Origin of the sequence: Pseudomonas baetica, assembly GCF_051216495.1 — a bacterium.
Taxonomy (GTDB): Bacteria; Pseudomonadota; Gammaproteobacteria; order Pseudomonadales; family Pseudomonadaceae; genus Aquipseudomonas; species Aquipseudomonas baetica_B.
The window spans coordinates 1-26,049 of sequence record NZ_JBPKAM010000028.1 but is presented as its reverse complement, the minus strand read 5'-3'; the positions used below and the strand labels follow the sequence as shown (position 1 = coordinate 26,049).

At 50.4% G+C, this 26,049-nt stretch carries 19 protein-coding genes; 12 read left to right on the top strand and 7 right to left on the bottom strand.

Annotated elements, in window-relative coordinates; all coding sequences use genetic code 11:
- Nucleotides 1-88 precede the first annotated feature (88 nt).
- Both ACSFE6_RS12590 and ACSFE6_RS12585 read right to left on the bottom strand, forming a co-directional pair.
- Nucleotides 89-1,057, bottom strand: a complete 969-nt coding sequence (locus ACSFE6_RS12590; RefSeq protein ID WP_435427912.1) for an endonuclease — start codon at nt 1,055-1,057, stop codon at nt 89-91.
- A gap of 67 nt (nt 1,058-1,124) precedes the next feature.
- On the bottom strand, nt 1,125-1,580 hold the full coding sequence (locus tag ACSFE6_RS12585) for a VOC family protein (RefSeq protein WP_435427911.1): 456 nt from the start codon (nt 1,578-1,580) through the stop codon (nt 1,125-1,127).
- Between the two features lie 70 nt (nt 1,581-1,650).
- Here ACSFE6_RS12585 and ACSFE6_RS12580 point away from each other — a divergent pair, with 70 nt between their 5' ends.
- Both ACSFE6_RS12580 and ACSFE6_RS12575 read left to right on the top strand, forming a co-directional pair.
- Complete coding sequence (locus ACSFE6_RS12580) at nt 1,651-2,166, top strand: hypothetical protein (protein WP_435427910.1); 516 nt, start codon at nt 1,651-1,653, stop codon at nt 2,164-2,166.
- Between the two features lie 148 nt (nt 2,167-2,314).
- Nucleotides 2,315-5,098 (top strand): UvrD-helicase domain-containing protein, encoded by a 2,784-nt coding sequence (locus ACSFE6_RS12575; RefSeq protein ID WP_435427909.1) that lies wholly within the window; start codon nt 2,315-2,317, stop codon nt 5,096-5,098.
- A 418-nt stretch (nt 5,099-5,516) separates the two neighbouring features.
- Here ACSFE6_RS12575 and ACSFE6_RS12570 read toward each other — a convergent pair whose 3' ends face one another.
- Nucleotides 5,517-6,017 carry a hypothetical protein gene (locus ACSFE6_RS12570; RefSeq protein WP_435427908.1) on the bottom strand — a complete coding sequence of 167 codons (501 nt, stop codon included), beginning with the start codon at nt 6,015-6,017 and terminating at the stop codon, nt 5,517-5,519.
- Between the two features lie 565 nt (nt 6,018-6,582).
- On the opposite strand from ACSFE6_RS12570, the gene ACSFE6_RS12565 reads away from it, so the two are divergent.
- The 6 genes from ACSFE6_RS12565 (at nt 6,583) to ACSFE6_RS12540 (ending at nt 13,869) form a co-directional block, all read left to right on the top strand.
- On the top strand, nt 6,583-7,233 hold the full coding sequence (locus ACSFE6_RS12565; protein WP_435427907.1) for a hypothetical protein: 651 nt from the start codon (nt 6,583-6,585) through the stop codon (nt 7,231-7,233).
- A 313-nt stretch (nt 7,234-7,546) separates the two neighbouring features.
- Nucleotides 7,547-8,686 (top strand): CBASS cGAMP synthase, encoded by a 1,140-nt coding sequence (locus ACSFE6_RS12560; RefSeq protein ID WP_435427906.1) that lies wholly within the window; start codon nt 7,547-7,549, stop codon nt 8,684-8,686.
- A gap of 4 nt (nt 8,687-8,690) precedes the next feature.
- On the top strand, nt 8,691-10,307 hold the full coding sequence (locus ACSFE6_RS12555; RefSeq protein WP_435427905.1) for a ThiF family adenylyltransferase: 1,617 nt from the start codon (nt 8,691-8,693) through the stop codon (nt 10,305-10,307).
- Nucleotides 10,295-10,786, top strand: coding sequence for a Mov34/MPN/PAD-1 family protein (locus tag ACSFE6_RS12550; protein WP_435427904.1), 492 nt, complete (start codon nt 10,295-10,297; stop codon nt 10,784-10,786). Before ACSFE6_RS12555 ends, ACSFE6_RS12550 begins: the two co-directional genes overlap by 13 nt.
- A 596-nt stretch (nt 10,787-11,382) precedes the next feature.
- Nucleotides 11,383-11,556 (top strand): hypothetical protein, encoded by a 174-nt coding sequence (locus tag ACSFE6_RS12545; RefSeq protein WP_435427903.1) that lies wholly within the window; start codon nt 11,383-11,385, stop codon nt 11,554-11,556.
- A gap of 156 nt (nt 11,557-11,712) precedes the next feature.
- The gene (locus ACSFE6_RS12540; RefSeq protein WP_435427902.1) at nt 11,713-13,869 is read left to right on the top strand and encodes a hypothetical protein; all 2,157 of its coding nucleotides are present in this window, start codon (nt 11,713-11,715) and stop codon (nt 13,867-13,869) included.
- Nucleotides 13,870-14,161: 292 nt separating this feature from the next.
- On the opposite strand, the gene ACSFE6_RS12535 is transcribed toward ACSFE6_RS12540, so the two are convergent.
- From ACSFE6_RS12535 to ACSFE6_RS12520, 4 genes are all read right to left on the bottom strand, one after another.
- Nucleotides 14,162-15,643 (bottom strand): hypothetical protein, encoded by a 1,482-nt coding sequence (locus tag ACSFE6_RS12535; protein ID WP_435427901.1) that lies wholly within the window; start codon nt 15,641-15,643, stop codon nt 14,162-14,164.
- Between the two features lie 14 nt (nt 15,644-15,657).
- On the bottom strand, nt 15,658-15,957 hold the full coding sequence (locus tag ACSFE6_RS12530) for a hypothetical protein (RefSeq protein ID WP_435427900.1): 300 nt from the start codon (nt 15,955-15,957) through the stop codon (nt 15,658-15,660).
- Between the two features lie 960 nt (nt 15,958-16,917).
- Nucleotides 16,918-17,673, bottom strand: coding sequence for a hypothetical protein (locus ACSFE6_RS12525; RefSeq protein ID WP_435427899.1), 756 nt, complete (start codon nt 17,671-17,673; stop codon nt 16,918-16,920).
- A gap of 158 nt (nt 17,674-17,831) precedes the next feature.
- The gene (locus tag ACSFE6_RS12520) at nt 17,832-18,074 is read right to left on the bottom strand and encodes a type II toxin-antitoxin system PrlF family antitoxin (RefSeq protein ID WP_435427898.1); all 243 of its coding nucleotides are present in this window, start codon (nt 18,072-18,074) and stop codon (nt 17,832-17,834) included.
- 134 nt (nt 18,075-18,208) lie between these two features.
- Between ACSFE6_RS12520 and ACSFE6_RS12515 the strand changes: the two genes are divergently transcribed.
- The 4 genes from ACSFE6_RS12515 to ACSFE6_RS12500 all read left to right on the top strand — a co-directional run bounded on the left by ACSFE6_RS12515 (nt 18,209) and on the right by ACSFE6_RS12500 (nt 25,025).
- Entirely contained in the window at nt 18,209-18,664 is a 456-nt protein-coding gene (locus tag ACSFE6_RS12515; RefSeq protein WP_435427897.1) for an antitoxin Xre/MbcA/ParS toxin-binding domain-containing protein, read from the top strand.
- 1,108 nt (nt 18,665-19,772) lie between these two features.
- Complete coding sequence (locus ACSFE6_RS12510) at nt 19,773-21,128, top strand: tyrosine-type recombinase/integrase (RefSeq protein WP_435427896.1); 1,356 nt, start codon at nt 19,773-19,775, stop codon at nt 21,126-21,128.
- The gene (locus ACSFE6_RS12505) at nt 21,128-24,382 is read left to right on the top strand and encodes a hypothetical protein (RefSeq protein WP_435427895.1); all 3,255 of its coding nucleotides are present in this window, start codon (nt 21,128-21,130) and stop codon (nt 24,380-24,382) included. Before ACSFE6_RS12510 ends, ACSFE6_RS12505 begins: the two co-directional genes overlap by 1 nt.
- A 49-nt stretch (nt 24,383-24,431) precedes the next feature.
- Nucleotides 24,432-25,025, top strand: a complete 594-nt coding sequence (locus ACSFE6_RS12500) for a hypothetical protein (protein WP_435427894.1) — start codon at nt 24,432-24,434, stop codon at nt 25,023-25,025.
- Nucleotides 25,026-26,049 lie beyond the last annotated feature (1,024 nt).

Below are 26,049 nucleotides of genomic sequence, written 5' to 3'. Positions count from 1 at the left end.
CAAAGGCCATGACCTCGACGGATTCGGGCCATAGGTACTAATTGGAAACGGCCTCGGTTTCGCGAGACCAGCTTTCAACGAGAAGCAACTATTTGCAGTTGCCTGCTTTTCGATATCCCGCCGCCTGAGCTTCAGATTCTGAGGTGAAGGAAACCTGATTCTTTTCGGATACCTGACCATACCCAGGGCACCCCATCGAGAGGTGGTAGACCTGACTTTTCCGGTTACCAATGATCGAACCTACTCCGGCTGTGCTCGCAAGGGATGGCTGGCCTGGCGCTCGTGGAGGATTGACTGGAACGGCGCTAACCATCCCATCACCAACCGCCTTGTACCCTTGCGACCATCGACGCTCGCCAGTTACGAATGGATTGGAGTGCCCCATGATTGCTGCAATGCGGCGATCCCGTTCTTTCTCCCAAGACGAAACTGGGTACTGCTTGTCCCAGGCCATCAGTAGCTGTTGCTGCTGACGAGACATGCTCAGTTTGTATCTGTCGAACATGTAAAAGGTTGTCCTGGCGACCAGCCCTTTGACCTCGTCACGCGGTTCTGCAGCACGTTGGTCGAAATCAACACGCGTCTTGCATTGCCCATACTGCGGCGCTACCCCGGTGGCCATGCCGTAGTTGAAATTACTACGGTCGCCATTCACTTCACCTACAGATGGGTAGAGGTTGAACAGGTCTGCCTCCATTGCTCGAAACACAGGATCATCGTCCACACAGTGCTCTCGACCACCGTTCTTCCAGCATTGGCGTTGGTTGCCGAATGTCCAGGCAGGAACGATGTGTTCCCATTCAGTCCGTTCAGCACGGCTCTGTTGTTTCCTGGTTTGATAGCCGCAAGACTCAGGATCAATGCGGCCACCCGACTTTCCGACCCATGTCCATTTGCAGCCGCAATACAGCTCGCCCATGGCACTGTTCGCCTGGTCGAGGTAGATCTTTTGCTTGGCGATGACCTTGGCTTCGGAAAAGGTCGATGGAGGGCTTGAGAAGGCGGGGGTGATTACTGAGAAGGTCAGCAGCGCTACTACGGAAAGCAGTTTTTTCATTGGAAAACATTAGCCAATTAAGGGCGCGCATTGTACTCACGACGCCCACGCCCACTACAGTCGTTTCTTAGGAAAACGCATCCTCGATAAATGCCTCCAGCGCCTTGTCTTCCAGTATCTCAATAGAGAAGTGCCCGAAGCGTTTGGGCAACCAAATGATGCGTGCCCCAGACGGGGATTGCAGGTTCGCACGAGTCAATGGCTTTCCATTTTCGTCTTCTGGCTGAACACCTGCGGCCATCAATTCGTCGTAGGCTTTCTCGATGTCCGGAGTCGAGTAGCAGTGGCGGTAAATCATCCCTTCACCCGACGTATCCAATAGCTCTTTCAGGTTCCCCGCCAACGGTTGTACCAACATGAAACGCTCTTGGCCCATCAGCGCAATCGCGTAGCGCACATGCAGACCACCTCGTGCCCAGGCGAGCGTTTTGGAGATCCTGGCATTAAGTATCTGCGCGTAGTAAGTACAGGCTTCGTCGAGATTCTTGACCAGTACGTCTACATGACTGAATTTCAGATCCATTTGCAGTCCTCCTGTTGAAACGACGTCCATGGTAAAGCGTTTTGGACGGCCTAAGCTCACTCGATGAGTATTGCTTCTATTCGAGTCAGCGCTTGTTTTTTCGGGCAGCGCTTTCATCCAGGCAGTAAGGGTCAATGGGTATCCCGAAGTGATTGAACGGAGTTTTAAAATTCGCTTCTCCGAAATCGAAACCACCGTGCCTGTGGCACCAGGGCTTTATGAGATCGTGACAGATGAAGGCGGGCTGCTGAAGGTAGGTATTAGTGGCAACCTGCGCAAACGACTTATTCAGCACAGGCAATCTCGGCAGTCTCGTCTCAAACTCAAGGAAGGTGGGGATTGGAGCAATCCCAGTGATGTCATGAGCAAGCAGTCGATACTCGCGAAGCATTTGTTCTTCTTCTCACCAGACACTGGCTTCGATTTGAAAACTGAAGCTGGCAGGCAGGCCTTTCTGGAGAAGCGGTGCCATGTATTGGTAACCGTAACTTTGACCCGAGATGAGGCCCGCCAGATGGAACTGCTAAAGGAGCGAAGTGGCGAATACCAGTTCGTTGGAGTCACGAAGGCGGATACTCGCGCGTAACGCACATGGCAACTCTGAGCCAGATGGAGATGCTCGTAATGCGGAGACCGCGACCTCTTGATGGGAGCTTTTATACTCGTGCCAAACGACGAATTGGAAGCCTGTCATTGCAAGAGTTTGAGGTCTGATAAGCTGGATTTTTTAGGACGTGATCAACAGCATGACAACGCAATGGGAGCCATCTTGGTTAGGGCGACTGCTCACGCGCTCGAAGCTGTGGCAGCTGACCTTGGACGGCGACCAGCTACAACTTCGTATCGGCGATCAGGTTTATCCTCTCACGGCTGAAAATTTCGCTAGGGGCGGAGTTAAACGTGGTCTGGTCTGGACGAGTGTGACGGTGTTCGTCGGACACAAGCTCCGACTAGGAGGCCTTCCTAACTCTGAACAGCCAACCCTGAGCCAGGCGTTTACCCACCTGGAACATCTCAAGCATCAACGACAGTTCGACGCGTACTACGCGAAAGTGACCCAGTGGCTTGAGCAGGTTACTCGTACGATAGAAACCGTAGATGCCGAGTGTCGTTGGCTGACTCACGACATGCAGCAGGTGTTGTTGGAATCTAGGGCATCGCTGGGCGTTGATGACGTAACTTTGCGTACACTTTTCGGCCTCCCAGAGGTTCAGTCCCTACTAGGGGGTAAAGCCGCCCAGGTAAAGACCCAGCTGGACGACTGGACATCAGATTGGCCAGAGCGGTGGGATGCCCGCAACAAGTTGCATTTGGAGCGCGAGCTCGAAGCGTGCGCGACCTTGTTACAGAAGGTCGAAAGTAGACCGCTCACAGATGAACAATCCCGCGCAGTCCTTTGTTTCGATAATCGTGTTCAGGTTATTGCCTCGGCTGGATCTGGAAAGACCTCGACCATGGTGGCCAAAGCTATCTACGCGGTTCATCGGGAACTGGTGGCTCCTGCTGCGATCATCATGTTGGCGTTTAACAAACACGCAGCCATGGAGCTGAAAGCACGCGCTGCTGAGTCTTTTGTTCGCTTGGGAAAGGAAAACATCGCAATCAACGCGATGACCTTCCACTCTCTGGGTCTGAAAATTATTGGTGACGCAACCGGGAAGAAGCCACACGTACCGGACTGGGCCTGCGAAACGCTTCCTGGACTCGAAAAGCTCGCAGAATTGATTGATGCACTGAAGGATCAATCAGAAGCCTTCCGTACCAATTGGGATCTCTTTCGCCTTGTCTTCGGTCGCGATTATTCTTCAATGTCGATTGAAGACTTGTTTGAGGCCTTTGATAGCGAAGGGAATGCGCGTCTAGTCAGCCTAAATGGCGATCGTGTGGCCAGCCAAGAAGAACGCCTGATCGCCAACTGGCTGTTCTACAACGGCGTGGAGTACGCCTACGAGAGGCCGTACGAGCACGACACGGCCACCGCAGAGCGCAGACAATATTTCCCTGATTTTTACTACCAGAAGATCAATCTCTACCACGAGCACTTTGCCTTCGATGCCAAGGGTCAGGCACCGGCACATTTCGAGGGCTACCTAGAAGACGCCAACTGGAAGCGTGCGCTTCACAAATCTAAAGGCACCCAGCTGATGGAGACCACGTCACACCAGCTGAACTCAGGCCAGGTATTTAATCATCTCAAGTTCGAGCTAACTTCCCGTGGGATTGTTCTAGACCCCAACCCGGATCGACCCCTACCCGAATCAGGATTGGCGCCGATGGAGCACGTGGAGCTCATAAAAGTGCTCCGATCGTTCATCACCCATTTCAAGAGCAACAGTCTCAACGAAAAGACGTTATATGAGCGCCTCGATGCCCTCCCAGTGAATGCTTTCAAGTACCGCTACCAGATGTTTTTAGAGCTTGCGATTCCCGTCATCAGGGCCTGGGATACGGCACTGCAGGCGGAGCGGGGAATCGATTTTGAGGACATGATCAATCTGGCTGCGGAACACCTCGAACGTGGGCACAAATCTCCTTACCAGCTTGTGATGGCCGATGAATACCAGGATGCCTCGCGTGCCCGCGCTCGTTTATGCCGAGCATTGGTCGCAGCGCCACATCGCTTCCTGTTCGCAGTAGGGGATGACTGGCAGTCAATCAATCGCTTCGCCGGCGCTGACGTCTCTGTCATGACGGGTTTTCGTGAGTGGTATGGCCATGGCCAGGTGCTGCATTTGGAAACAACGTTTCGTTGTCCCCAGGCGATTTGCGACGCCTCCAGTCGATTCGTGTCCAAGAATCCAGCACAGCTGAGGAAGACTGTTGTTTCAGTGACACCCGCAATTGGCCCGGCTCTCCAGGCGTACCAGGTGACAAGCCAGGGCGAGATTCGTGACGCAATCAGCCAGTATCTTGAGACCTTGTATGCGGGCCTCGTTGATGGCTCTGTGCCGCAAAATCGCAATGGGAGGATCACTGTTTTTGTTCTTGGTCGCTACAAGAACGACAGGCAATACGTCCCTGAAGGATGGGGTCATCGGTACGGCGATCGGTTGGAGGTGCGCTTCAAATCGATCCATACATCCAAAGGTGATCAAGCGGACTACGTGATCCTCCCGGGAATGGTGGCTAAGGGGTTCCCTAACCTCAAAGGTGACGATCCAGTGTTTGGCTTGGTCATGCCTGAAGGGGATACCTTTAAGCATGGTGAGGAGCGCCGTCTGTTCTATGTGGCACTGACTCGGGCTCGTCGATCAGTCGCTATGTTCACCGTGTCCGGACGGTGCTCGCCTTTCCTGGATGAATTGGTGAAGGATGGCGCAGTGACAATCACCAGTATCAAGGGCGAAGCTGTCCAGGAGGATCGATGCCCGGTGTGTAAGGTCGGAGTCATCGTGGAGCGCAACGGAAAATACGGAGACTTCAAGTCCTGTTCAAATTTTCCACGATGCAAATTTAAGCCAAGACAAAAAGCGTCTCCCCAACCTAACCGGAGTGCCTACCGGCCTCGTAAGTTTTGAGGTTGATAGTCCTTCAAGAGATGGTCGTCACCCCCTTTGTTCTTTCGCCATTGTGTCGCTGGTGACTGGCCAATCCTTGGCCGCGCCGCTCACTAAGCTGATTGAACACCTTTATCCAAAGTCGTAGTGAATTATCCAAAAACCGCAGGTATTGTCCTGGCCACGTTCGCCAACATTAAGGGATGGAGGCGAAAATAGAAGCCCTGGAGTCGCGAACCTCCGGGGCTTTGTTTTTTCTGCTCGGCAAACGCCTAGGTAAGCAGCATATAGCGTAACAGCGGGTTGACGTAACTTGCTCCGTTAGCGCGATGCGACGCGCTACAAGTGCTGAGTGAAGGACATGTTCGATGGCTTGGGCTTCAGCCCTGGGCCAAAGAGGCCCAGGTCTTCGATGCTCATCCGGCGTGGGCCGGACGGTCTATCGAGTACGACCTGTTTCGCCTAGCGCAACGATTGGTTGGTCGAACCGTATCATGACATTGTCAGATTGGCGCAACGTGTGGCCGTCTTTGTCCCGTATCACCTTCACTCCACGGCTTGCAAGATCCCCTACATTCGTGACGAAACCCAAGCGATCATTGCTAGGTGCTTGTAACTCGTAACTGATGCCTCGGTCGTCAACGCAGGAAATGCCCGTAATATCGATGTACCCGTCAGCGGCGTTGTCCGAAAGACCTCGGCCTTTGCCCATAAACCAGCAGGTGTTACCTTGGAAAATGGTGTCCATACCGACGGGTTTCAGGGGACTGACGAGTGTAAACTGAAACATGCTCTCGTCCCCTGGAGTCTGATGATCCAACGACGCGCGCGTCATCACCTTTGCCACCACATTTTCACTACCAGGTACGGAATATTTGACCCCTTCAATTGAAGCAGACTCGGTGACTCCGAGAAGGCCTTGAGACGGAGGAAAAAGCATGCTCCAAAGGTCTGCTGGCGTGGTGGAGCTCAGTGTCACTATCGCAGAGAGAAAACTGATAGCAGCTACGCTGGTAGCCCAGAGATTAAGCGAACGATGTTCCGCACAGAAAAACCACCACGCTCCCACTCGTTTGCATCTACCAGTTGTACGAGTTCGTCTTAAACATTGGCGCATACTTGCTCCTTTTCAATGATCGATCTCTGGACATCCTAATAGTTGGATCATCCAGCCTCCACCCAAAACACCCCTTCGAAATTCTTCTTGATGCGCGCAGCGGAGCAGTTACAACACGGGCAGCTTCGTCAGTGATCGCTCAACATGATTTACCGGCTCAACCAGGAGTCCCAAGATTTGCGAATGGCGCGCGACGACATCCTTGGTGGAGCCATAAAGCTTGTGTGGTCAGTCTCACTTGAGGTGAACCAGTTGAGGTGGTCGAGCTGGCTTGGAATGGGCTGAGGGGGTGTGCTATGCGGCCGATTGCGTCGCAGCTCAACGACGTGTACAGCATCTTCATGAGCGTATAGGGTAGAGTTCCAACATCCGCATCCTGAGGAATGGCATGTATCAAGTCATAGGGATCACCAAGACCCTCGGGTACTTCGCTACCACATGTCTGGTTGTTTTCCTGGCGTTGCACTTCAAGGACATGTCAACTCTGTTGGCTGGGCCGTTAACTGATCTTCGTCGGCCTGTGACATCAGCAGTAGGAATCGGCGCAGCCATTTTCTATGTGCTGGGTCAAACCCCCGTTTTCATATGGCTGTGCAAGTTGCCTTTTGTTTGCAAAATTCTCCCGCCCATCGACGGGGAGTGGAACATGAAGCTGCAGTCCAACTGGGGAGTCATGCAGAAGTGGCTTGGGCAAGGCGACGGTTCGTCGCTCTACGTAGTCGAGGGGAAGGTTAAGATCAAGGCGCGCCTATTCAGCGTCAAGATGGAATTCACTTCGGATAGCAAATACTCAGAATCAAAGACACTCAGTGTCTCCGTCAGGCCCAGCGACCAAGTTGGAATCCTTGAGCTGAACTACATGTACGTCAACTACACCCAGGTTCCAGTGGCCACTGACACGAACACGCATACTGGAGCCGCTAGGGTTTTTGTCAAGGAAGCCGGTGACGGTCTTGTCATGGAAGGTACCTATTTTACCGACCGCAAGTGGACTGAAGGGCTCAATACGGCTGGGCAGGTCACTTTCACTAGGCCCTAAGGCACCTTGGTGGGTGTCCGGCTCAAGTTTTTCGGTTAAATTCCATCGAATAGGGCGAAAAAACAAAAATACACCATATGTGGTGGTTTTTTGGTTCTATTGATCTACATGTTGTGGGGTGGCATTATGTCATCTCGCACGTGTCATCGAGCAAGGTAGCTGACAAATCGGGAAGGACTGCCCCCTCTGGAATACGTGGTTGGCGTAGGGTGGCAGCGAGGAGATTCAGTAACGCAAAAGCGTTCAGTGATCTTGATGTACAGGTCAGCAATTGCTGGAGGCACCGTTCATTTAGCGCTTGAGCGGAGGCTTCATGCCAAATTTTAGTCCCTTGCTATTCACTACTACCGGGGAAGCCTGCTTCCTTGATGAACTCGACCTTGAACCCGATGAGCTGGCTGCAATCGATGGGGCTCGTAAAGATATCAGGGAGGCCCTGAAGGCTGACCTGCCTCGGATGCTCCGTGAAAAAGGTCTTGAGGGTGAAGTCTGTGAGCCACGCTTCTACATCCAGGGCTCGCGAGCCTACAAAACCCTCAATAGCCCCTGCACAACGCCGCCCCAGCAGTCAGATATCGACGATGGCGTTTACCTTCCGCTGAGTGTCATGCGTGAGGAAAACAGTCCCAAGCTTGCGATATCCTTGTTCTTTGACGCCGTCATCGATGTGCTGAAGCCGATGTGCGCTGAAAGAGGGTGGAATACCGAGAGTAAGGACACTTGTGTTCGGGTAACAATTTCCCGCTACGCCCACATCGACCTTCCTTTATACGTAATTCCGGACACCCTTTTCCTGCTGATAAAAGCAGGCATGGAAAGCCGTGGCCATGCCGTATTTGACAGCGCGATGAACTCTGAGCGGGACACTTGGAAGTCCCTGCCGTCGGACAAGATTCTGCTGGCTGACCGCAAGCAAGGTTGGCGTAAGTCCGACCCAATGGCGATGAAAAACTGGTTCAAGCGGGAGTGCCAGGAAAAGGGCGATCAACTCATCCGTGTCGTGCGTTACCTGAAGGCATTCCGCGACAAGCAATGGGAAGATAAGGGCCCAAGCTCGATTCTTCTGATGGCAGTAGCCTGTCCGCTGTATGAATACTTCGACAAGCGCGATGACCTCGCGCTGTTGAACGTCGTTAAGGGAATTCCTGATGCCCTGCACACGGGCGTCATTAGCCCCATTGACCCCGAGGCATCGCTCACTGCTCATATGCCCAAGGAAGCGATTGCTGATGCCGTGGAGCTCTTTCGAGTTTTCGCGAATCACTTGGAAGGTGCAATCAATGCAAGCGATGCACAAACTGCTTATCACTGGCTTCACAGCATGCTGGGCGACCGCTTCCCGAATGCGTCTTATCGAATGAAGTCAAATCCTGAGAGCCTGCCGGCATCCATGGCTGCTATTGCACCTCTCGCGGGCCAGGCAGAGCCTGTGAAGCGTACTAAGGCAGGCTGAGTCCATGGAAGGCATGCCCGAAGTGCTGCGCCACATGAATGGGTGGGGATTTATCAAGGTGGATCCTCAGCCGGACGCAGCTTGGCTTGTAATGGCCGGAGAGTTGACGACGGCCACTCAGGGAACTGTCCAATGTGAAGTCTGGATAGATCGCGCATTTGCGCGGCCCCTGAAGCTATGGCTTACCAGTGTTCCTAAGGCCCTCCCTCGGTTAGTGCCTCACTTGAGTCCAGATGGCTACCTCTGTTATGCCGCCCCCGGCACCGAGGTCATCGATATCTATGATCCGGTAGGACAAACCCGCACGTCCCTGCTCCAAGCCACTGAGGTACTGGAGCAGGCTCTGGCCGGAAAAATGAAGGAGGATTTGCAGGAAGAATTCTTCGTCTATTGGGGCGGCATCTACTGTTTCCATGACATCGAGCGGCGTACATCCGGTGTGGTCGAACTACTCAAGCTATCGGACAATAAGATGTATGTGCTGACAGATGATGCTGCCCGAAGCCGGCTTAAGTTTGCGCGTGAGGGGAGGGCGATCACAGAGTTCCCAGCACGTGTTGCGATGATTACGACCAGTGCCGCTCCAAGGCCGATGCAGGAGAACTGGCCCCCAAAAACAGTTGGGCAGATCCTCGACTGGCAACATGAAATGGATGACGCCTGCAGACGCAAGATCCGCGATAAGGTCACTGCAGCGTACCGCGAGGGGGCGGATGGCATGTTGATTGTTATCGAGTCCGAGAAAACGGGTTACAGCTATGGTTTTTTGGTGCTTGAGCTTCAGCATAATCGCCCTGAAGGTAAGCGCTCCACTGATCAACGATTGCCAATCTTCGACTGCCCTGTCCAGCCTTTGCAGATGTTCCGTCTCGATGACAGATACCTAAGCGAACGCAACATCCCAGGACAGACCACGCTCTCAGATAAGCGCATTGGATTGATCGGATGCGGCACCATCGGCGGTTTTTTGGCCGAGATGCTTGTAAAAGCCGGCGCCGGTGTGGGCGTCGGGGAACTGCTACTGATTGATAACGACATACTGATGCCTCAGAACCTTGGGAGGCATCGACTGGGCTTTAACCATTTGTTCCGAGGCAAGGCAGATGCGCTGGCTGACGAGCTCAAAGCCGCGATGCCAACTGCTAAGACGCGTGCCTATGCCAACGACGCCAAGGACGTAAATCTGGCCGGCCTGGATTTGATTATTGATGCCACGGGGGAGGAGTCGTTCGGGCACTGGCTCGCAAAGACCGCTGTCTGTCCAACCTTACATGTCTGGATTGAGGGGGCAGGCGTCGCAGTGCGTTCGCTGATCAAGCAGTGTACTGAGCAAGGTTGCTACCGATGCCTCACAGAGGCCAATCGCCAAGGTAGTCTGTTGGCGGTCGTTGGGGGTGTGCAGCCCATCTTTGCCGGGCAGGGATGTGAAGGACTCTACGTACCGTTTCCTGCGTCAGTGTCGGTTCAGGCAGCGGCCCTGGCACTGGATACGGCCTTGGCTTGGGTTGCAGGGAAACCTTGGCCTTCGCTATCAACTCGATTGACCGATCACAACTATGAGCCGGCAACCCCGGATTGCTCGCCGTTGCCTAATGCGGAATGTCCAGCATGTCGTTCGTGACGACTTGGGTTGTTCCTGGCACTCAGCAACTGGTGTACCTGCATCAGCAGCCGCTAGAGGTCTTTGGGCGGTATATCCAAGAGGGGGGGGGCTCGAAGGAGGCTGGGGGAATATTGCTCGGTCACGTTCGTGGTGAGCATTTGGAGATTATCGAGGCGACCGAGCCCTCGCTCTTGGACAGGCGCTTTAGGTTTCTCTTTGAGCGCATGCCCTACTTTCATAACCGGCTGGCCATGAAGCGGTGGAAGGAAAGCAAAGGCCTGGTGCGATACATCGGGGAGTGGCATACCCATCCACAGGAACATCCGACGCCGTCCTCGATCGATCTAAACGAGTGGCAGATCCTGGCGGCTGACCGAGTCGACGGTCGGCCGCTGCTGGCACTCATCGTTGGTTGGCGGGACTTGCATGTCGAGTACATGTTTGGCACCGGCAAGCGACACATCCTTGAGCATGCGAAGGTTGGCCCGGTTGGATAGGTCGTGTCGGCTAGTGGGGGGATTCTGCACGGATGAGAGCCCAACGGTAGCATGGAGCACGGTCGAACTTTACCAATGAGAACGAGCGGCCCGTGATACAGGAGGTAAACGTCGAGAGCCATTCTCAAGGTGTCCTGAAGCGGAGTGGCGCATTGTTCGAAGTGAGCGGAGAACTCCGTCAGCAGGTTGGACAGCTCAATGTTTAATTCAAGACAGACGGGCATCGCAGCTAAGCCCAGTTGTGTTTCCCATGACGTGAAACTGAACCCCCTGGTAGCTGACGCTTCAGGACGCGATGGGAATGTTTTTGGGATGAGAACGATGCCTTGGGGCGCAACCAAATCACAGTCAGCGGTGAGTCCAGCAGTTGGGCCTTGTAGCCTTACGTAATGGCATTTCGCACCCGCCGTTCGTAAGGACGGTGCGAAAAGGCTTTCTGATTGGCGCTACCGGCTATAGAATGCGCGACCTTCGTTTTTGGGGCCGGTGTCTTAACTTTGAGCCATTTGCTTGGGTTTGGCCACAAATCGAGTGTTGTGCGCTTGTGTTCACACATGCTAATTTGAATCAGACGTGCATTTTCAGCGAGAGAATCCATGAGCTTACAGGCACTGATTGACCTTTCCCGCATTCGTGACCTTGATCGCGATGGTAGCGCCCGGCTTGAGCTAGCTCGCCAGCGCCAGCGTGAATACGATCACAAAATTGAGAGACAGGTTGCCAACAAGGCAGCCGGACATGCGCTGCTCGCGAAGACCTGCAGCCTTTAATTTTTCAATCCAACGTAGGAAAAAGCAGCCAGGACGGCTGCTTTTTTTATGCCAATGAATTCTTACCTAGTATCCAAATTCGAAAAACAGACTCTCAGCAATCTGGTTACCCAGTGTTTCGGATCTGATTTTCCCGACATTCTCCAGAAACCTCAGGTGAGCTACATCTTCAACTACCTGCAGGTCATGAAGGCTGAATCAGTTCTGCTTGAGCTCAATTACGTCGACAAGGATTACCTGGAAGACTTTTCGCGCTTCTACGTTAGGCGCTTTGGGAATGCGGGGCACCAGTGCGCTAGGATGCATTTCTTTGCCAAGCGTGTGGATCACTCGCACATCAATACGATCCTTAGGGCGCAAACCGGCGCTGGAGATTTGGCTCGTGAACTGAATGAAGCTTATCTCGGGTTCATGGTGATCAAACCATTACCTAAGACATTCATCGGAAAGACATGCCTCAAAGTCATGTCAGATGTGGACTCGAAAGTGGCCGATACGAACCTTGCGGGCGCCGAAAATGGCTCGACAGGTGTACCTATGCCCGAGGCTAAGGCTGAAGCTGAGATCGAGGTTGGCAAGACCGGACAGGTCGGTAAGCGAAAGTGCCGACTCTCGCGAGAGTACAAAGTTGATTTGTTTGGCATCGAACTAAGCGTTAGGTCGATCGCCTTCCAGGAACAAGATAAGGTCGTATCGGCATGTGCCTCTACGGCGATCTGGTCATCTCTGCATTCGCTGAAGTGGCGCGATGTGAGGGGCATCCACTCCTGTAGCGAGATCACTGTTAACGCAATCAACCACATCGATGGCTCATCAAACAGCTTCCCCAATAAGGAGTTGACCAACAAGCAGATTCTGCGCTGCTTGGACGTGGAGGGCCTGCGCCACCATACCGAAGACTTGAAAAAGCAGAACCTGTCTGAAGAGGATTTTCTGGCCACGGTAATGGGGCATATCGACAGCGAATTACCTTTGCTGGTGATGGGATCGGTTTATCAGGTCACTTCTCAAGGTGGTTTGGAGGCATACGACGCTGGCCATGCGGTGAGCATCCTGGGTTACAAGACCGATAGCGATAGCGTTGTGTACGTTCACGACGACAGGTTGGGGCCGTACGCGCGGGCTAAATTGGTAAAACTCAGTCAATACGATGCTGAGGCACGTGCTGATGCTTGGGCGCTGGGGCTGCAGCGGATGGTTGTCGGCACCGACGACTGGATGGATCCTCACGAGTTAATCGTGCCGGAGTGCCTCGTGATGCCGACTGACAAAAAGGCTCGCTTGCCATTTTTCTATGCACACTTCACTGGTAAGAGCATCTCCTCGGCATTTGACGATATGGTCGAAGCGATGACCGGATCGGTGCCATCAGCCGAGACAAAGCTTACCTACTCTGTAAAATTGCGCTCCATCTCTGAGATCCGGCAGGCAATTAGGGAGCATGTGGCTCCTTCCACTCAGCTCGATGCTCTCAGCGGGCAGGTATTCGAAGTCAATGCCGGTGATTTCGACCGCTGGCAAAAGGACAAAATCAATTTCTTGACCTCAAGCTTTGCGCGTCTGCAGTGGGAGATACAATTTATCTACCAATCAGAAAAAGTGTTTCGAGTCTTCATTGACGCTAGCGACATTCCGCAAGGCAACGCTGTTTCAGCTGTGTATGTAGACAACATCATTCTAGGCACGCCAATTCTGAGACTTTTCGCAGTGCATGGATCATTCAAAGAGGAGCGGGCTGCGCCAGTCCACTTCTACCAGTCATTCTTGGTCAAGCTGCGGGATCGGGAAGAGACGCTGGCTGACTATCTGGACAATACATATGGCCAGCTGCGTGCACCTACCAAGCTCAAGGAGCAGGAATTTCTGGGTGGTAAGATCTCCACCAACCCCACTCGCGAAGTGCTGCGCAATCCTCAGCGCAAGCGGCTGGCCGAGCTGAATGATCGGTTCGCGGAGGAGGGGGTGATCTATCTCATTTGGGCAATCGCTGGCGATGGAGCGTTGCTCATTGGCGAAGAGATTTATCTCAGAATTGATGGCAAAGATGAGCCTTGTGGTCATCCGAGTATTACCAAATTCCGACCTGCCCGCATTGCGGGTGAGTTGTGGAAGGTGGAAGGTGGATGGGTTATCAATCAAATGTCCGGGCGCTATAGCGGCGACTACGAAGAAACTGCAAGGCTTTTGGACAATGCACTCGAAAAATTTCAACTGTTCTTCCCTGCCGATACCTTTGGCTTGGAAGAGTTACCCCCGAAGTCGCGCCACTTGGCGCAGGTGGCGTGGGACGCCGGCTCTAAAGTCAATCGATAGTTCGAAGAGTGCGTAGAAGGTTTGTTATAAGCGCGGATTGACCCCGACGTCCCAGTGATTTTTGACCTGGATCGTAAGCGTCCCGTGAACACGCATTGACCGCTCTGACTACTGACCAACGGCACCTATTGGGTGTGGAGAGTAGCCAACATGTCAGCAAAAGTGGCTCTCGGAAATAAATGTTAATGCCTCATCAGCGCGTCTATGCCGTCGGGCTTGTCATAGACGCCGATGCGATCTACGAGCGTGGAGGTCGCCTGATTTCATCCCTATCACGTCTACATGAATGCCTTCACGGCGAAGCTTGAGCGCTACCTTGTATGGCTATCATGAACTCTGAAAGCTCGTCAGTGCTAAATCCTGCACGCAGAACGCTATTCCACTGTTCCAGGGACGCCGTTTTGAATGTTCCCAGGATTTCGTCGATCAAAAATCTTCTTACGTAAACGACATGCTCAATATGCTTTTCTATCCTGTATGCAGATGGGAAGCAAAATACCTGAGTATTCATCAGGGTTGAGATAAGCCGCCTAAGGCTGACCATGTGTTGCCCGGAAATAACCAGTGGAGAACGGCTGGAAATCAACCGGGTGACGGCCGCGTGAATGCCCGGATCATCTTCTGGAAAGCGGCCATTGCACGCATGGCTCCATGCCAACGCTAGGTATCCCAGCGCCTTTGTCAGTTCAGGATATGATGACAAAGCCCAGTTCATCTCCTCATCACCCTTAAACTCTTCCAATTCGCAGCTTTGTAGGATGTGATCGACCTGTGCGCCGATACGCTTATAGAGGTTGGACGTGATGGTGATACCACGCTCTGTCAGCGCGGTACCCAGCAGCGATTGGACAAGCTTTGGATAGTCTATACGGCCATCCAGATTTGCCAGATCGTCTGTCAGTAACTGAATAAATCCCGCAGCTGCAGTTTTTTCAAGCTCCTTGACCAAACTGATTTGGATCTGCCCCGCAGCGTGGACTCGACGGCTATAAGCCCATTGCTCCAGCACGAACCGATTCACCGCTGCGTTCAGGCCAAGACGGACAAATAAGCTGTCGGTATTTTCTGATTTACCATCAACGACTGTTCGCCAAGTGCTAGTCGCTATCAGTCTAGGGAGTTCATCGCGAATCTTGGCGTGAATGGGCTCTATGTATTCAGGTGTCGCGGCCTGCTCAAGTGTTAGCCCCTTTGGTGGGAGGGGACGCGCCTGCCGTTCAGCCCGTAAAATCAGCTGTTGAAACAGCGTCAGGGTGCTCCAGGCCCTTAGCTCCAGAACAGGCATTCCTTCTTTATTGGAGAAGCTGTTATCAAACAGCGTCAGCAGATGAGGGAAGGACGCGAGCTCTTGCTCAGAGAGGCATTTTTTGAGCAACTGGAAAAAATAATTCCGCAGCTCAATTCCCGTTGGAGCGCCGTTCGATTGAGTAGCCGGCTTGTCGCGCTCTTCGATCCCGTACAGCCTGGACTTTAGTTCCGCTTCCCTTGGCCCGTCAGACGAGGTCATCTGAGCGTAGGGGAGGCTTACATGCGATTCAGTCAGCCACTTGCGATTCTTCATGCTCATCAGGCAATACAGTCTATCGAGCAGCCGTAATTCCCCTTCCGTGCCTGGGATCGCTGACTTGGAGTCAAGAGACAGAATATCGACGATGGCTTGCGTTAAAGCGAGCGGCTCCATCGTCTCCAGCATCTTGTTATCGGTGGACTGGCGCGCAACGTGGAGGATCTCCTCGTTGAGCGCACACTCGTTAACACTGAATGTGCGGCTCATGTTCTCTCCTTGGATTAAGTCAGCGCAGCCGGGATGCCAATTTCGTCGTTGCGCGTCTTGAGTCGCGTGCGGGCCTTTTGGATGACCCGTTCACCCGCCTCAGTACTGCGGTATGCATTGACCACGCCGCCAGCGATCATAAGCCCGTCCGAGAAGGTCGGTGTCCTCCCAGCATCAAGGTAACCTTGTGCCATTTCCATTACGACTTCTCGTTCAGAGCGTTCTTTCAATGCTTGATGAAGGTGCCAGAGCTGCTCGCCCTGCCTGATAATCAGCTTGGATTCTGCTAGGTACCCTTGCGATTTTTTGCGCATATTTCACTCCAGATGACTGTGAGATGTGCCACCACGGAAAATGGGCGTCACGATGCCCGAGACTCGGGTGGAGTAACTCTCACAAATTGGCTGAGGCGATGAAACAACGAAACTCCCGCGAAATTTTGTAACATCGCCAAGGCAGGATGGGAGTGGTAGAAAGCGATCGAGCATGCTCCCGGTATTTCCTCGCAGAAATGGCGAATCCTACAATTAGATAGTAAGCGTTCCGGAAATACGTCTTGCATAATTAAACGGGTAGATCGACGGATGCGCGATAGTCGTCTGGCTTACACGTCGTTCATAGCGAAGCTGGACACCACGTTAGCAGTACCATTTCCGCAACGTCACTGACCTCCAGCGTCGCTACCGGTTCACGCCCGACCCTAGCGCCGTTTCACAACGCATAGCCACGCAGCCATCTACTTACGAAGGTGAGCTGCTGAAGGTGGGTATCAGTGGCAATCTGCGTCGGAGGCTTGTTCAGCACAGGCAATCCAAACAGTCTCGCCTCAAGCTCAAGAGTGGTGGCGATTGGAGCAATTCCAATGACGTCATGAGCAAGCAATCGATACTCGCAAAGCACCAGTTCTCTACCCAGAGTGCCAAGGTTACGACTTGTAGATTGAGACGGGTATTTTGTTGAACTCTCTACGGGGGCGAGTGATACAACTAAAATGTTGGCGTTTACACAGTTTATGCATGAAGGTGGAGTAGAGCTTGTATTTGAGTTCATATGCTATTCGTTCAGCATACTTGACGCAGTTTGGTTAGCGAACAGCTTGATGGAGGCCCCGCTGGATGTTTTTGAAACTACTCACGTGCCCCATGTGAGCAGCGTTCCGCCAGCGTTACTAAAACACCTTGGGCCTGTTTGAAGCCCAGCATAACCCTGACAATCCTAGTAAAGGCTATCACCGTTATCGGCCCTCCGGGCTATAGCCCGGCTCAACGTCAAGCTCATGCTAAATGAAAGTCGGGAAGGAGTTCCTGGGCAAACCAGGCCGGTAAGCCTACCCCTAGCCTTTGGGGATTAGATGGTGGGCTCACCACAATGCCGAGATGTATCAGCAGTTTAAGCTGGTCGTTCGCTGCGTCAGACGGAAGACCCGTAAAGGTTACGAACTCACTGCGAGGCAATGCACCCTGGATCAGGAGCGCTAACAACGCTGGCATCGTTTCTGGTCGAATGCCTGACACCTTCAAACGCGAGTTTGTTTTGTACGCAAGAGTGACGGACTCACGAAGCTTGCGACGATTCAGGGCGGTAGTCACGTAATCCACCTCCTCATGACAGGCATCAAGCACAAAGTCGATGAAAGCGAACTGTCCCCCGCCTATGAGTTGTTGAGCACGCTCAAGCCCACCTATCTGCATGGGATCACTCATGCATGTAGCAGACTGATACTCGTCGAGCCTTGGACTCAAGCCTCGCGAAAGCGACCACAGGTGTGGGTGAAGTCCAAGCAATGCGAAATGTTCGAACGTAAGCGCCCGCGCAAAAGCCCCGATGCCATAACGGGGTGTTCGCCTATGAAGAAGATGGTAGTGCAGACACAAGACCGCCACGATACGTCGACGATGCTCCGGGATATCACCGAAGGCGCTCTGATGGTGCTCAAGTACGAAGTCACGCTCCAGCATTTCTGGTTCAGAAGGTATCCCATCAATCACGTTCGAGTAATGAGCGTTGGAGACTTTCAGTAGTTCACTCAAGCATGCAGCGGTCTCTGGGGCGACAAGGCCAGCGAGGAAGGCAGTCTTCCTTACAAGCTCATCTGCGCGGGCCAGAGTCGATGTAGGAATCGAGCTGGGAATGATCGGGTGAGACCAGTGCTCAGTCATCTGCGTGAGTATCTGTAAAGGGCATTGCTTCACTCATCATCCGCTGAAAGCGGAGAGTTGATGTCAACATCGAGCCCACCGATCAAAGAATCGAGGCGAGCCAGCAGCGTTGAGTCGAAGGCGATCAGTTTCTCTGGGTTACTTAGGATGTCGTCTTCCAGCAACGACAGAAACTTGAATAGCACCTGATCGTTCTCTGAGTCATCGATGCATTCTGGCTCACTTCGAGAGTGGCCGGTCGGAGTCGATGGGGTAGGATCTGAATAGTTCATAGCGCTGACAATATCCGTGGGGGGAAGTGCTTGTCATGCGTTCCTTTCGGAAGTCGCAAAGTGATGCCTGCTGCCGGGGCCATGTCGCTGATTCGGGCCCTCGGCCCGGCTAGCTTCAATTGTGTGATGGGGAGATGAAAATGCTGTCATCGATCAAGGAATACCAGCCAGCGCCTCCCGCGACTGATTGCATTTGGTCGGCATTAGGATTGCCTTCACGCGGAACCAGGTTGCATGAACTCATCCACCAGGGCCTACCTTTCGAGCACCTTGATCTGATTGCGAGCCTACTGCAGGTACCACGAGGAGTAATCTCCAAAGCTATTTGCGTTTCGCACACGACGTTGGCGCGTAGGGCGAAAGCAGGGCGATTCACCACGGCAGAAAGTGACCGACTCATCGCATTGGTAGCTATCTTTGAGGGCGCCCTTTCCCTGTTCGAAAACGATGTCGCTGCTGCAACGGGATGGATGAATTCGCCGGTTCAAGGACTCGGATCGAAGCGCCCAATCGACATGCTGGGGACGAGGGTTGCAACAAAAGCTGTTGTCGATCTTATCGGCCAGTTGGAGAGGGGAGTTCTAGTGTGAGATCCGTCATGCCTGGGATTAACGCATCTCCCTATGCGCCGCGAGGTGCTGCATCTCTGCCGTCCATAGCCGTAAAAACCGACGCCAATCTCTCGCATAGCTACCCTGCCGCAAACGGGTAGACCCAGTACTCGCTTCTTCGAAACGAGTCTTCCACGGTTCCGGCATGTGCTCGTCAAGCACGACTACAAAGTGGGATCCACTAGCACCCTCTATCTCGGTTTCTGGGACACATTCTCGTATCTCATCAACCGACATGGCGACTGCATCACCAATGTTGAGTAGATCGAACTAAAAGCGTTCATTGGACAGAAGTATCTAGGCCCGAATGGTGGCTCACCGAGCATCGATAGGTCATGTTAAAAGTATAAAATGAGCTACGTTAAATTATTCGGAGAGGTAGAATCTAGATTGACTCCTGCACTCTTGAGCAAGTTTTATGCAGTCAGCTGAATGTCTCCATTGATAATGAAAGCAATGTTCATTGTACTCATTAAAAGTTATCGGATTTATATTTATAATTGGCAAGCGCACAGTAGTCAGGCTCTTGAAACTAGCGCGATGAAAATTGAAGGGAAGAGGCAGGATGCATCTCATTTCTATGAACGCTGGCCGGGTGAACCATCTACCTTCCACTGACTTAGTAAATTCCGTTCTGGTGGCGTGGTTTGTGCATCCCATCGGAATGTGCAGGCTAAAATCAAAGGAAGGTGCTTCGGAAAAGGAAACTCTAGCTCCATCAATGTATGAGATATATTGACAGGCTTTGTACGCATACTTTTGTTTGAGCTGGCTCTGAAAGCCAGAGAGGGAGCGGCTTCACGCAATTTTTGGTAAGCCAATATCTACATTGATGACTGTCGCAACTTGAAGAGTTATATGGTTTGTATTGACGTAATGCCGCAACTGCTTCGCCAAGATAATCAACAAATTGACACCAGGAATTTAATTGCGTTGTATTGACGAAATTAGATTTTTGACGAAGTCCTTGTGTGTCTTGAAGATCTTGTAGTAGCTTCGAAAAAAGCGTTTTGTACATGCGGCAAAATATTGTCGCACCAGGAAGTACGCTGCTGTTCAATAATCATGGTTGTTAAATGCACTTCAGATGAAAAATTTCAGATATAAAAAGCTCGTGATAGCAGGTCAGTCCATAGATGTCTTGGAATCATTGGAAAGTGAAATTATTGAGTGTGTAGAGGAGTATGTGAGACGGCTGTTCTCCAGTAATGCTCCTGTTGGGACAGTAAAGACTTACACTCCATGCGTATGTAAATATCTAGACTTTACCGTCGAGTGTATGGCCGTTATGGCTACATTGGATGTTGGCGACTTAAGCAAGTATTCAGTTGTAGAGTTGTATTTTCAAGCCTTAAGTTTTGGGCGAGAATCTGAATTGGAAATTGTACGGATTGTAGTTGAGCGTTTAGGCTGGAGTATTTTGTCATCCGCAACAATGAAAATTCACCGAAGTGCATTGACCCTTTTTTTTCAATTGTCTGAGAAGTGGGTGGAATCAAGTTTGGCCAATGTAGGCTTGGACGAATATGGTTGTTTGATCGTGGGGACAACTCCGACGCTCATTTCGCATGTACCAAAGGTATCTGATTTTGATTACAAAAAAAAAGGATGGGGGAGTAGAAGGGTTAATTCATATCTTGCGGAATGTATAGCTGGTGGGGTGGGTGTAAAGGCGCTGAACTTTATACCTCAGTACTTTGTTGGTGGCTCATCGCGAAATGTCGGAGAGCTCAAACTAAAATTAGATGATGTTGTGCGGGTGATAGAGCAGACGCGAAATATCAGGGATAAAGTTTATTATTCTCTGTTAGCCGCTGGAGGTGCACGCGTATCTGAGACCTTACAGGTACTCATTTCCGATATCGATGTGGAGAATAAGATTGTCTATATCGTAGATCCTCGGAATAGGAAAAAGCTTTACCAAAATATGGGGTTGTCGATGTCTCAAATAAACTCCCTTAGATTCAAAGGTAGAGCGAATCAGCGACTTACCCTGATCGAGCCTTTCGCTACTATGTTTTGGGATGGCCTTCAGGCGTTATTGTCCTCACCAAAACTACCCTGCGTAGATAGTAATGGGTTCTATATTACTCATGACTTTCTTTTTTGCGTTAGTAGAGGGGCAACAAAAGGAATGCCCCTCTGTTTAGTCGATCCATCGCCAATTCTTCGGACATTCAAATCAAATCTAAAGAAGATAGGTGTTTTCATTGGAAAGCAGCACGATGTACGGCATATGTACATTTCTTATCTTTGCAATGATATTCCAACAGAAAGTGGATGTGGGTTAGGGGTGGAGAAGACTAGTGGTTACGTAGGGCATATAAATATTGAAAGTACTGAAATCTATAATCATGCTGACTCATCTGGCGCTCTAATGGCGGCGGAAGATTTTTACATTGCAAATGGCTATTACGAAGATATTATTTTGGGGGTGGTCTGATGAATGTTAATTTTTCAGATAAGCCCGTGGTTCTAGTTAGCGATTTGGAGTTAAATGACGCAGTTCGAAGAAATATAAGAATCGTTAGTAATTATTTAGATAAGGTTTATGGCTCCATAATTTCGAGCTATGAGTCTATAAACTCCGGCCCGATCATGAAACGTTATACGTTTAAAAAATTTTTTGTATTTTCAAGAAGTGCGGGAAAGAGGTTTTATGGCACTACATGGGTGATGGCGGCCTACGAGTACGTGTTATTGGGTGATCTAAGTGCATCAGAAAATTTAGTGGTACAGCTTTTGGGCGATGATTCAGTTGATTATCTTCCGGCTACTAAGGTTTCATTGAGGCGGGCACTATGGCTTTTGCTGGTTTTGTTGTTTAAAGATAAGTGTTTGTTATTGACTCCTCTGCTTAAAGCAAACCAATTTAAGAATAACTCGCCAGTGCTTCTTGAGTTCGGTTTTGATCATTACCCCGAGTTGATGGCTTTCACGATCTCTGCAAGAGATAAAGTGAATCTTCCCGTTTTTTGGCAAGGTGTTGATCAAAGGGTTAGAGAACGAGTCGCACAGTATGGCGCGCGGCTATTTTGGATTATTGGGGCCGTCAAACCGGAGGATTTGACTATCGAAAATCTAGTGGCGGTTCACCAAAAATATTACTATGAGAAAGGGCGCCTGACTGCAGAGTTACCTGTTCATACAATTGCTCACTATGCATGCAACTTTTTCGGTGAGCGGATAAATTTTAGCTACGATGAACTATACCATGCTCTTAATGCTTTGAGGCCTATGAAGTATAAGTCGGGAAGTAGGGGGGAGCTAACAGCTATAAATTTTGTTCCAATCATTGACCGATCAGAGTCCGATGGCCAGCTTGTAGATTACTGTCGACTCCTAGTGCGGAGCCAATTTATGCCTGCCAAGGTTATGCGGAATCCAATTTTGAGTCATTCTAGCTTCCATAATACTCCGGCACTCATGCGGTGGATTGCAGTGCAAAAAGCGTATTTGGAGCTTAAGGCGTACGAGAATGAGGCTCATAGTGCTTTTGGTCTAAGTTTTTTAAATATATATTTGTTTGTTTATTTGAATAAGTGGTTTTCTTTGTTTGGGGGCGGTGAGGGTTTTTCTTACCCCGAGCATATATCTCAATTGGATTTAAAGTTCGTCGCACCTATCACCAAACAATCTGGCGCACCTCTGCCTCTCAAGGATTTTATTGAAAGTATCGCAGTGGATTCGCCCAGCATAAAGTCTGCATCTTTGCAACAGCTTAGAGCTATGTTCGAATGGATGGAGGTCAAGAAGTTTAAAGATGACAAAGGAGAGTTTAAGAACTACCTTTTAAAAATTGACATGCCCGAAAGTTCTGGCTTGCCGAATTCAGATAAGCGTCCATTTAGACGGTCTGAATATAGCTTGGCAATTAACTACCTATATTGTATTTTTCTGGCTTTGGAAATTCTTAATGATGATATTCTTAAACAGAACTATACGGATATTATGCATGGTAGCCTGGAGCATCGTGCACTATCGTTAGGGTGGAAGAACGAATTTTATTATTCCGGTCGTAAGTATGTGGTGGAAGTCCTGCCGCAGTGCTTTTTTAAGCGTTGGTGCATTCCGCTGGCTGACAAAGGGCGTAAAACTATTTTCAGTCCTCATCTTATTGTACATACTATCTCGGCAGTTGAAAGTGGTCTTAGGCATCAGTCAATTCAATGGTTGTCAACTGACTTTGATAAATACGTAGTTGGAGAGGTTGAGTTAAATAAAGCATATTGGTTGCATGTGGTGGTGGATAAAGTAAAGAAGCGACCTATTCGGACTATAGTCAGTGGGCAAACTATTATCGTGTTGCGCTACCAGAGAAAGATCCGAGAAATGGTTGCAAGTCCAACGTTTAACAGGCTGAAGAGTTATGAGAATAGGCACGAAAATGTGCGTGAAGACTATTTTCCGCTTTTCTCGAAGTCTATTTCAAGTGGGGATCCATATACAGATACTGTGTATTCAGAAGGGTATCTGTCTTTTTTAGTTGCGTTTCAGTCTTTTCTTAAGCGGCATGGGATTATATCGAGATTTTATGAGTTTAAGCCTAATGGATTCAGTTACGGGGAAATAGTAATCCCGAATAATGTGGTAGTTTTGAACGTGAATTTTCCGTACTGTCCTGTGCGCGTTGTTACTGATATGACCCCTCACCATACACGCAACAGTACCGTCAAGGTCTGGCAGCGAGTTATGAAAGATAGCGAGGTTGGAAAATTTAAAACTGGTCAAGGCATACGCACTGTCCGTTATTATGGGACTCTCATAGACGAAGATTTCAATGAGGTAACGGAGAAAATCAATAATGATATAGTCCAAATATGGAAAGGACAGCGTCTCGATGCATCTCATCCGTCTTCTAATTATCGGAAAGCGCTGAATGCCGATGCGCCACAGGCACTGCGAGACTTTAATTGTATTACTATGTCTCATGCCTCAGTACTTCAAGATAACTCGGCTTTGAAAGATTTGGCGATTAAATATGACGATAAGGTGAGTCATCATTCTACGCATATATGTACTAAAGGGGATGCATGCACCCAAGAAATAATCGATGAGGGTCTCGAAAAACGGTGTGGGTTATGTATTTTTTCTGTTAAAGGAATTGATAACATCCCGGCTATTGATGTGAAAATTTATAATCTTTCTATGGAGGTCGAAGAACTCCATTCTTACGCTGATTCCATTTCTGAGGAAAATGTTTTTGAGTTAGAGCAGGTTGACGTGAGGCTTGAAAGAACTGTGTCAGACCTTCTAGGTTGGACTTGGAGTCGCGACTACTTGGTTGAATGTTATCGACGAGACGTCGGCGCAAGTAATAAACTGGTTTCTATTCAGCCCCAACTTATGAAAAAAAGCATGCGCGAAGTAGAGATGAGCGACTCGTCTATTCAGTATATTTTTTCAAGATTATATGAAAACAGCCTGTATCCCGAGTTGCAGACTGATGTAGTAAGGGCTAGGTATAATTTTTTGAAAATGCGGTTACGAGGCGGTAGTTTGGATATCGCTGAAATTTTCAAGCCGGTGATATCTGATCCTGCTGCTTTGTTGGTGGCTCAGGTTAAGTCGATGTTGCAAGTGAATAATATAGCTATTGATGAGTTCACCACGAGGTTGGAAGTTGGTCAGAGTGTAGCATTGGATGACTATACGCCTTTGATATTAACTACACTCGGAGATGATGATGTTGAGTAACTTTTCGCCCTGGCAGGAAGATAAGGTTAGGTCTAGGAAGGAAATGGTCATGGACGTGTTGAGTTCAATGCGAGCTAGAAAATCGTCAGCGTTAAAAATCACTGAGCTGGCCGAGATTATTTGTCAAACTATTAGGGCTGTAGAGCAGCGGCAGGCTCTCATGCAGGAAAAAAAATATCGGCCAATTAATAGCGCTACCTTATTAAGGTCTGATGGTAAATACCGTCCACTGCTCGATGCATATTTGATTGAAGTAAAAATCCATTCTGGTGGTCTCGAGAGCACGGTTGTGGATCCTGTTGCTAGGAGGATGCTCATATCGAAAAATGTTGAGATTGAAAATCTCACTAGTAAACTTGGTCGTGCTCATAAAAAAATCGAACATCAAAAAAAATCCGTTGATACTAATTCGCGGGCTGTTGCAGTACGTGATTTTGATATTGATGGCATGGGCAGGGCGGCAAGCACTCTATTCGATGTGCTGATCGGTACGGGGCTTTTTAAGTTTGATGACCAGGCAGGTGATGTGCTATTTGTTACAAGGGCTCGCAGAGTCGCTATCTCTCGGCTAGATATTGCCGTTTTCTTAAATTGGCGCAAGGCTAAGCTAGCCAATTTGTTTAGTGTCGACTTCGAGTTCTAGCATCAGGCTTACACTCCCATCAGCAATGACCTCGCAGTGATACTGGGTTGGGGCTTCATCGTATTGTCTGGGTTTTATGATCCGGTTCGACATTCCAGAGCGCTCTGACAACTAGGTCAATCGTTCATCAATGTGACTCCACTGGGGGCTCATTATTGGAGCCTTCTGCGGCTTCCCAGAGAAGGGAAAGCCAAGACAACCCATTCGATTAGTTTTCTCGTTGGGGGGGGGGCAACGACGCTGCACATGCTCATTCGAATTTTAATGAGGTGCGTATTCTCGAATAACCGGTCGATACCGTGGACGCTGTGCCTGATTATTAGCAGATAGGGGTTGCCGTGCCGGTGTTGGCGTATTGTGACCGCTGAAGCGGGCAGGCGGTGAGGCAGGGGGGAAATGCGAAGCGCTAACCAAGCCAAGTCTTGCCGCTGTTTGCTCGACCGAGAATCTAATAAAGGTACAACATCGTGCAGGTCGTTCGTTGGATGAAAAAGGGACGGTGATCGGTACTCGCTATGAAAAGCTGACCAGAGGTGCACCCAATGGCCACGCTGAGATATCAAAGGCTTTACATTTCGTACTGAACCTAGCTGAGTGAACGAAGCGTATTTCTGCGTGATGCCACTGTGGTCGGATTAGAAAGATTTGGTGGGTTTCCCCTTCACCTCAATGTGCAGTGACTGTGAACTGGAACCTATTGATTTTATTGAGTTTTTTGGGGTTGGTGCCAGGGAATGTCGGATAAGGGTTCGAACCTGCCCTGGGACACCACCACTCTGGAATTTCACTCTCGCTTTCTCGTGTCCTTGTCGGCGGCTACTCCGATCTGCTTTTTGTCCACTCTTGAATCCTTCTATATGGAAGGCAGCGGGTATTCTTGCTTTTTTCGTACTATTTATAGAAAAACCAAATCAGGGCTTGACGGCAGATTTCAGGTGTCTATAATTCGCCCCACTTCCGGCGCAGTCGAAACGGAAAACTCCTTGGTAAACAACGAGTTACGCAGTTTTCGGCAGTAGGTTGC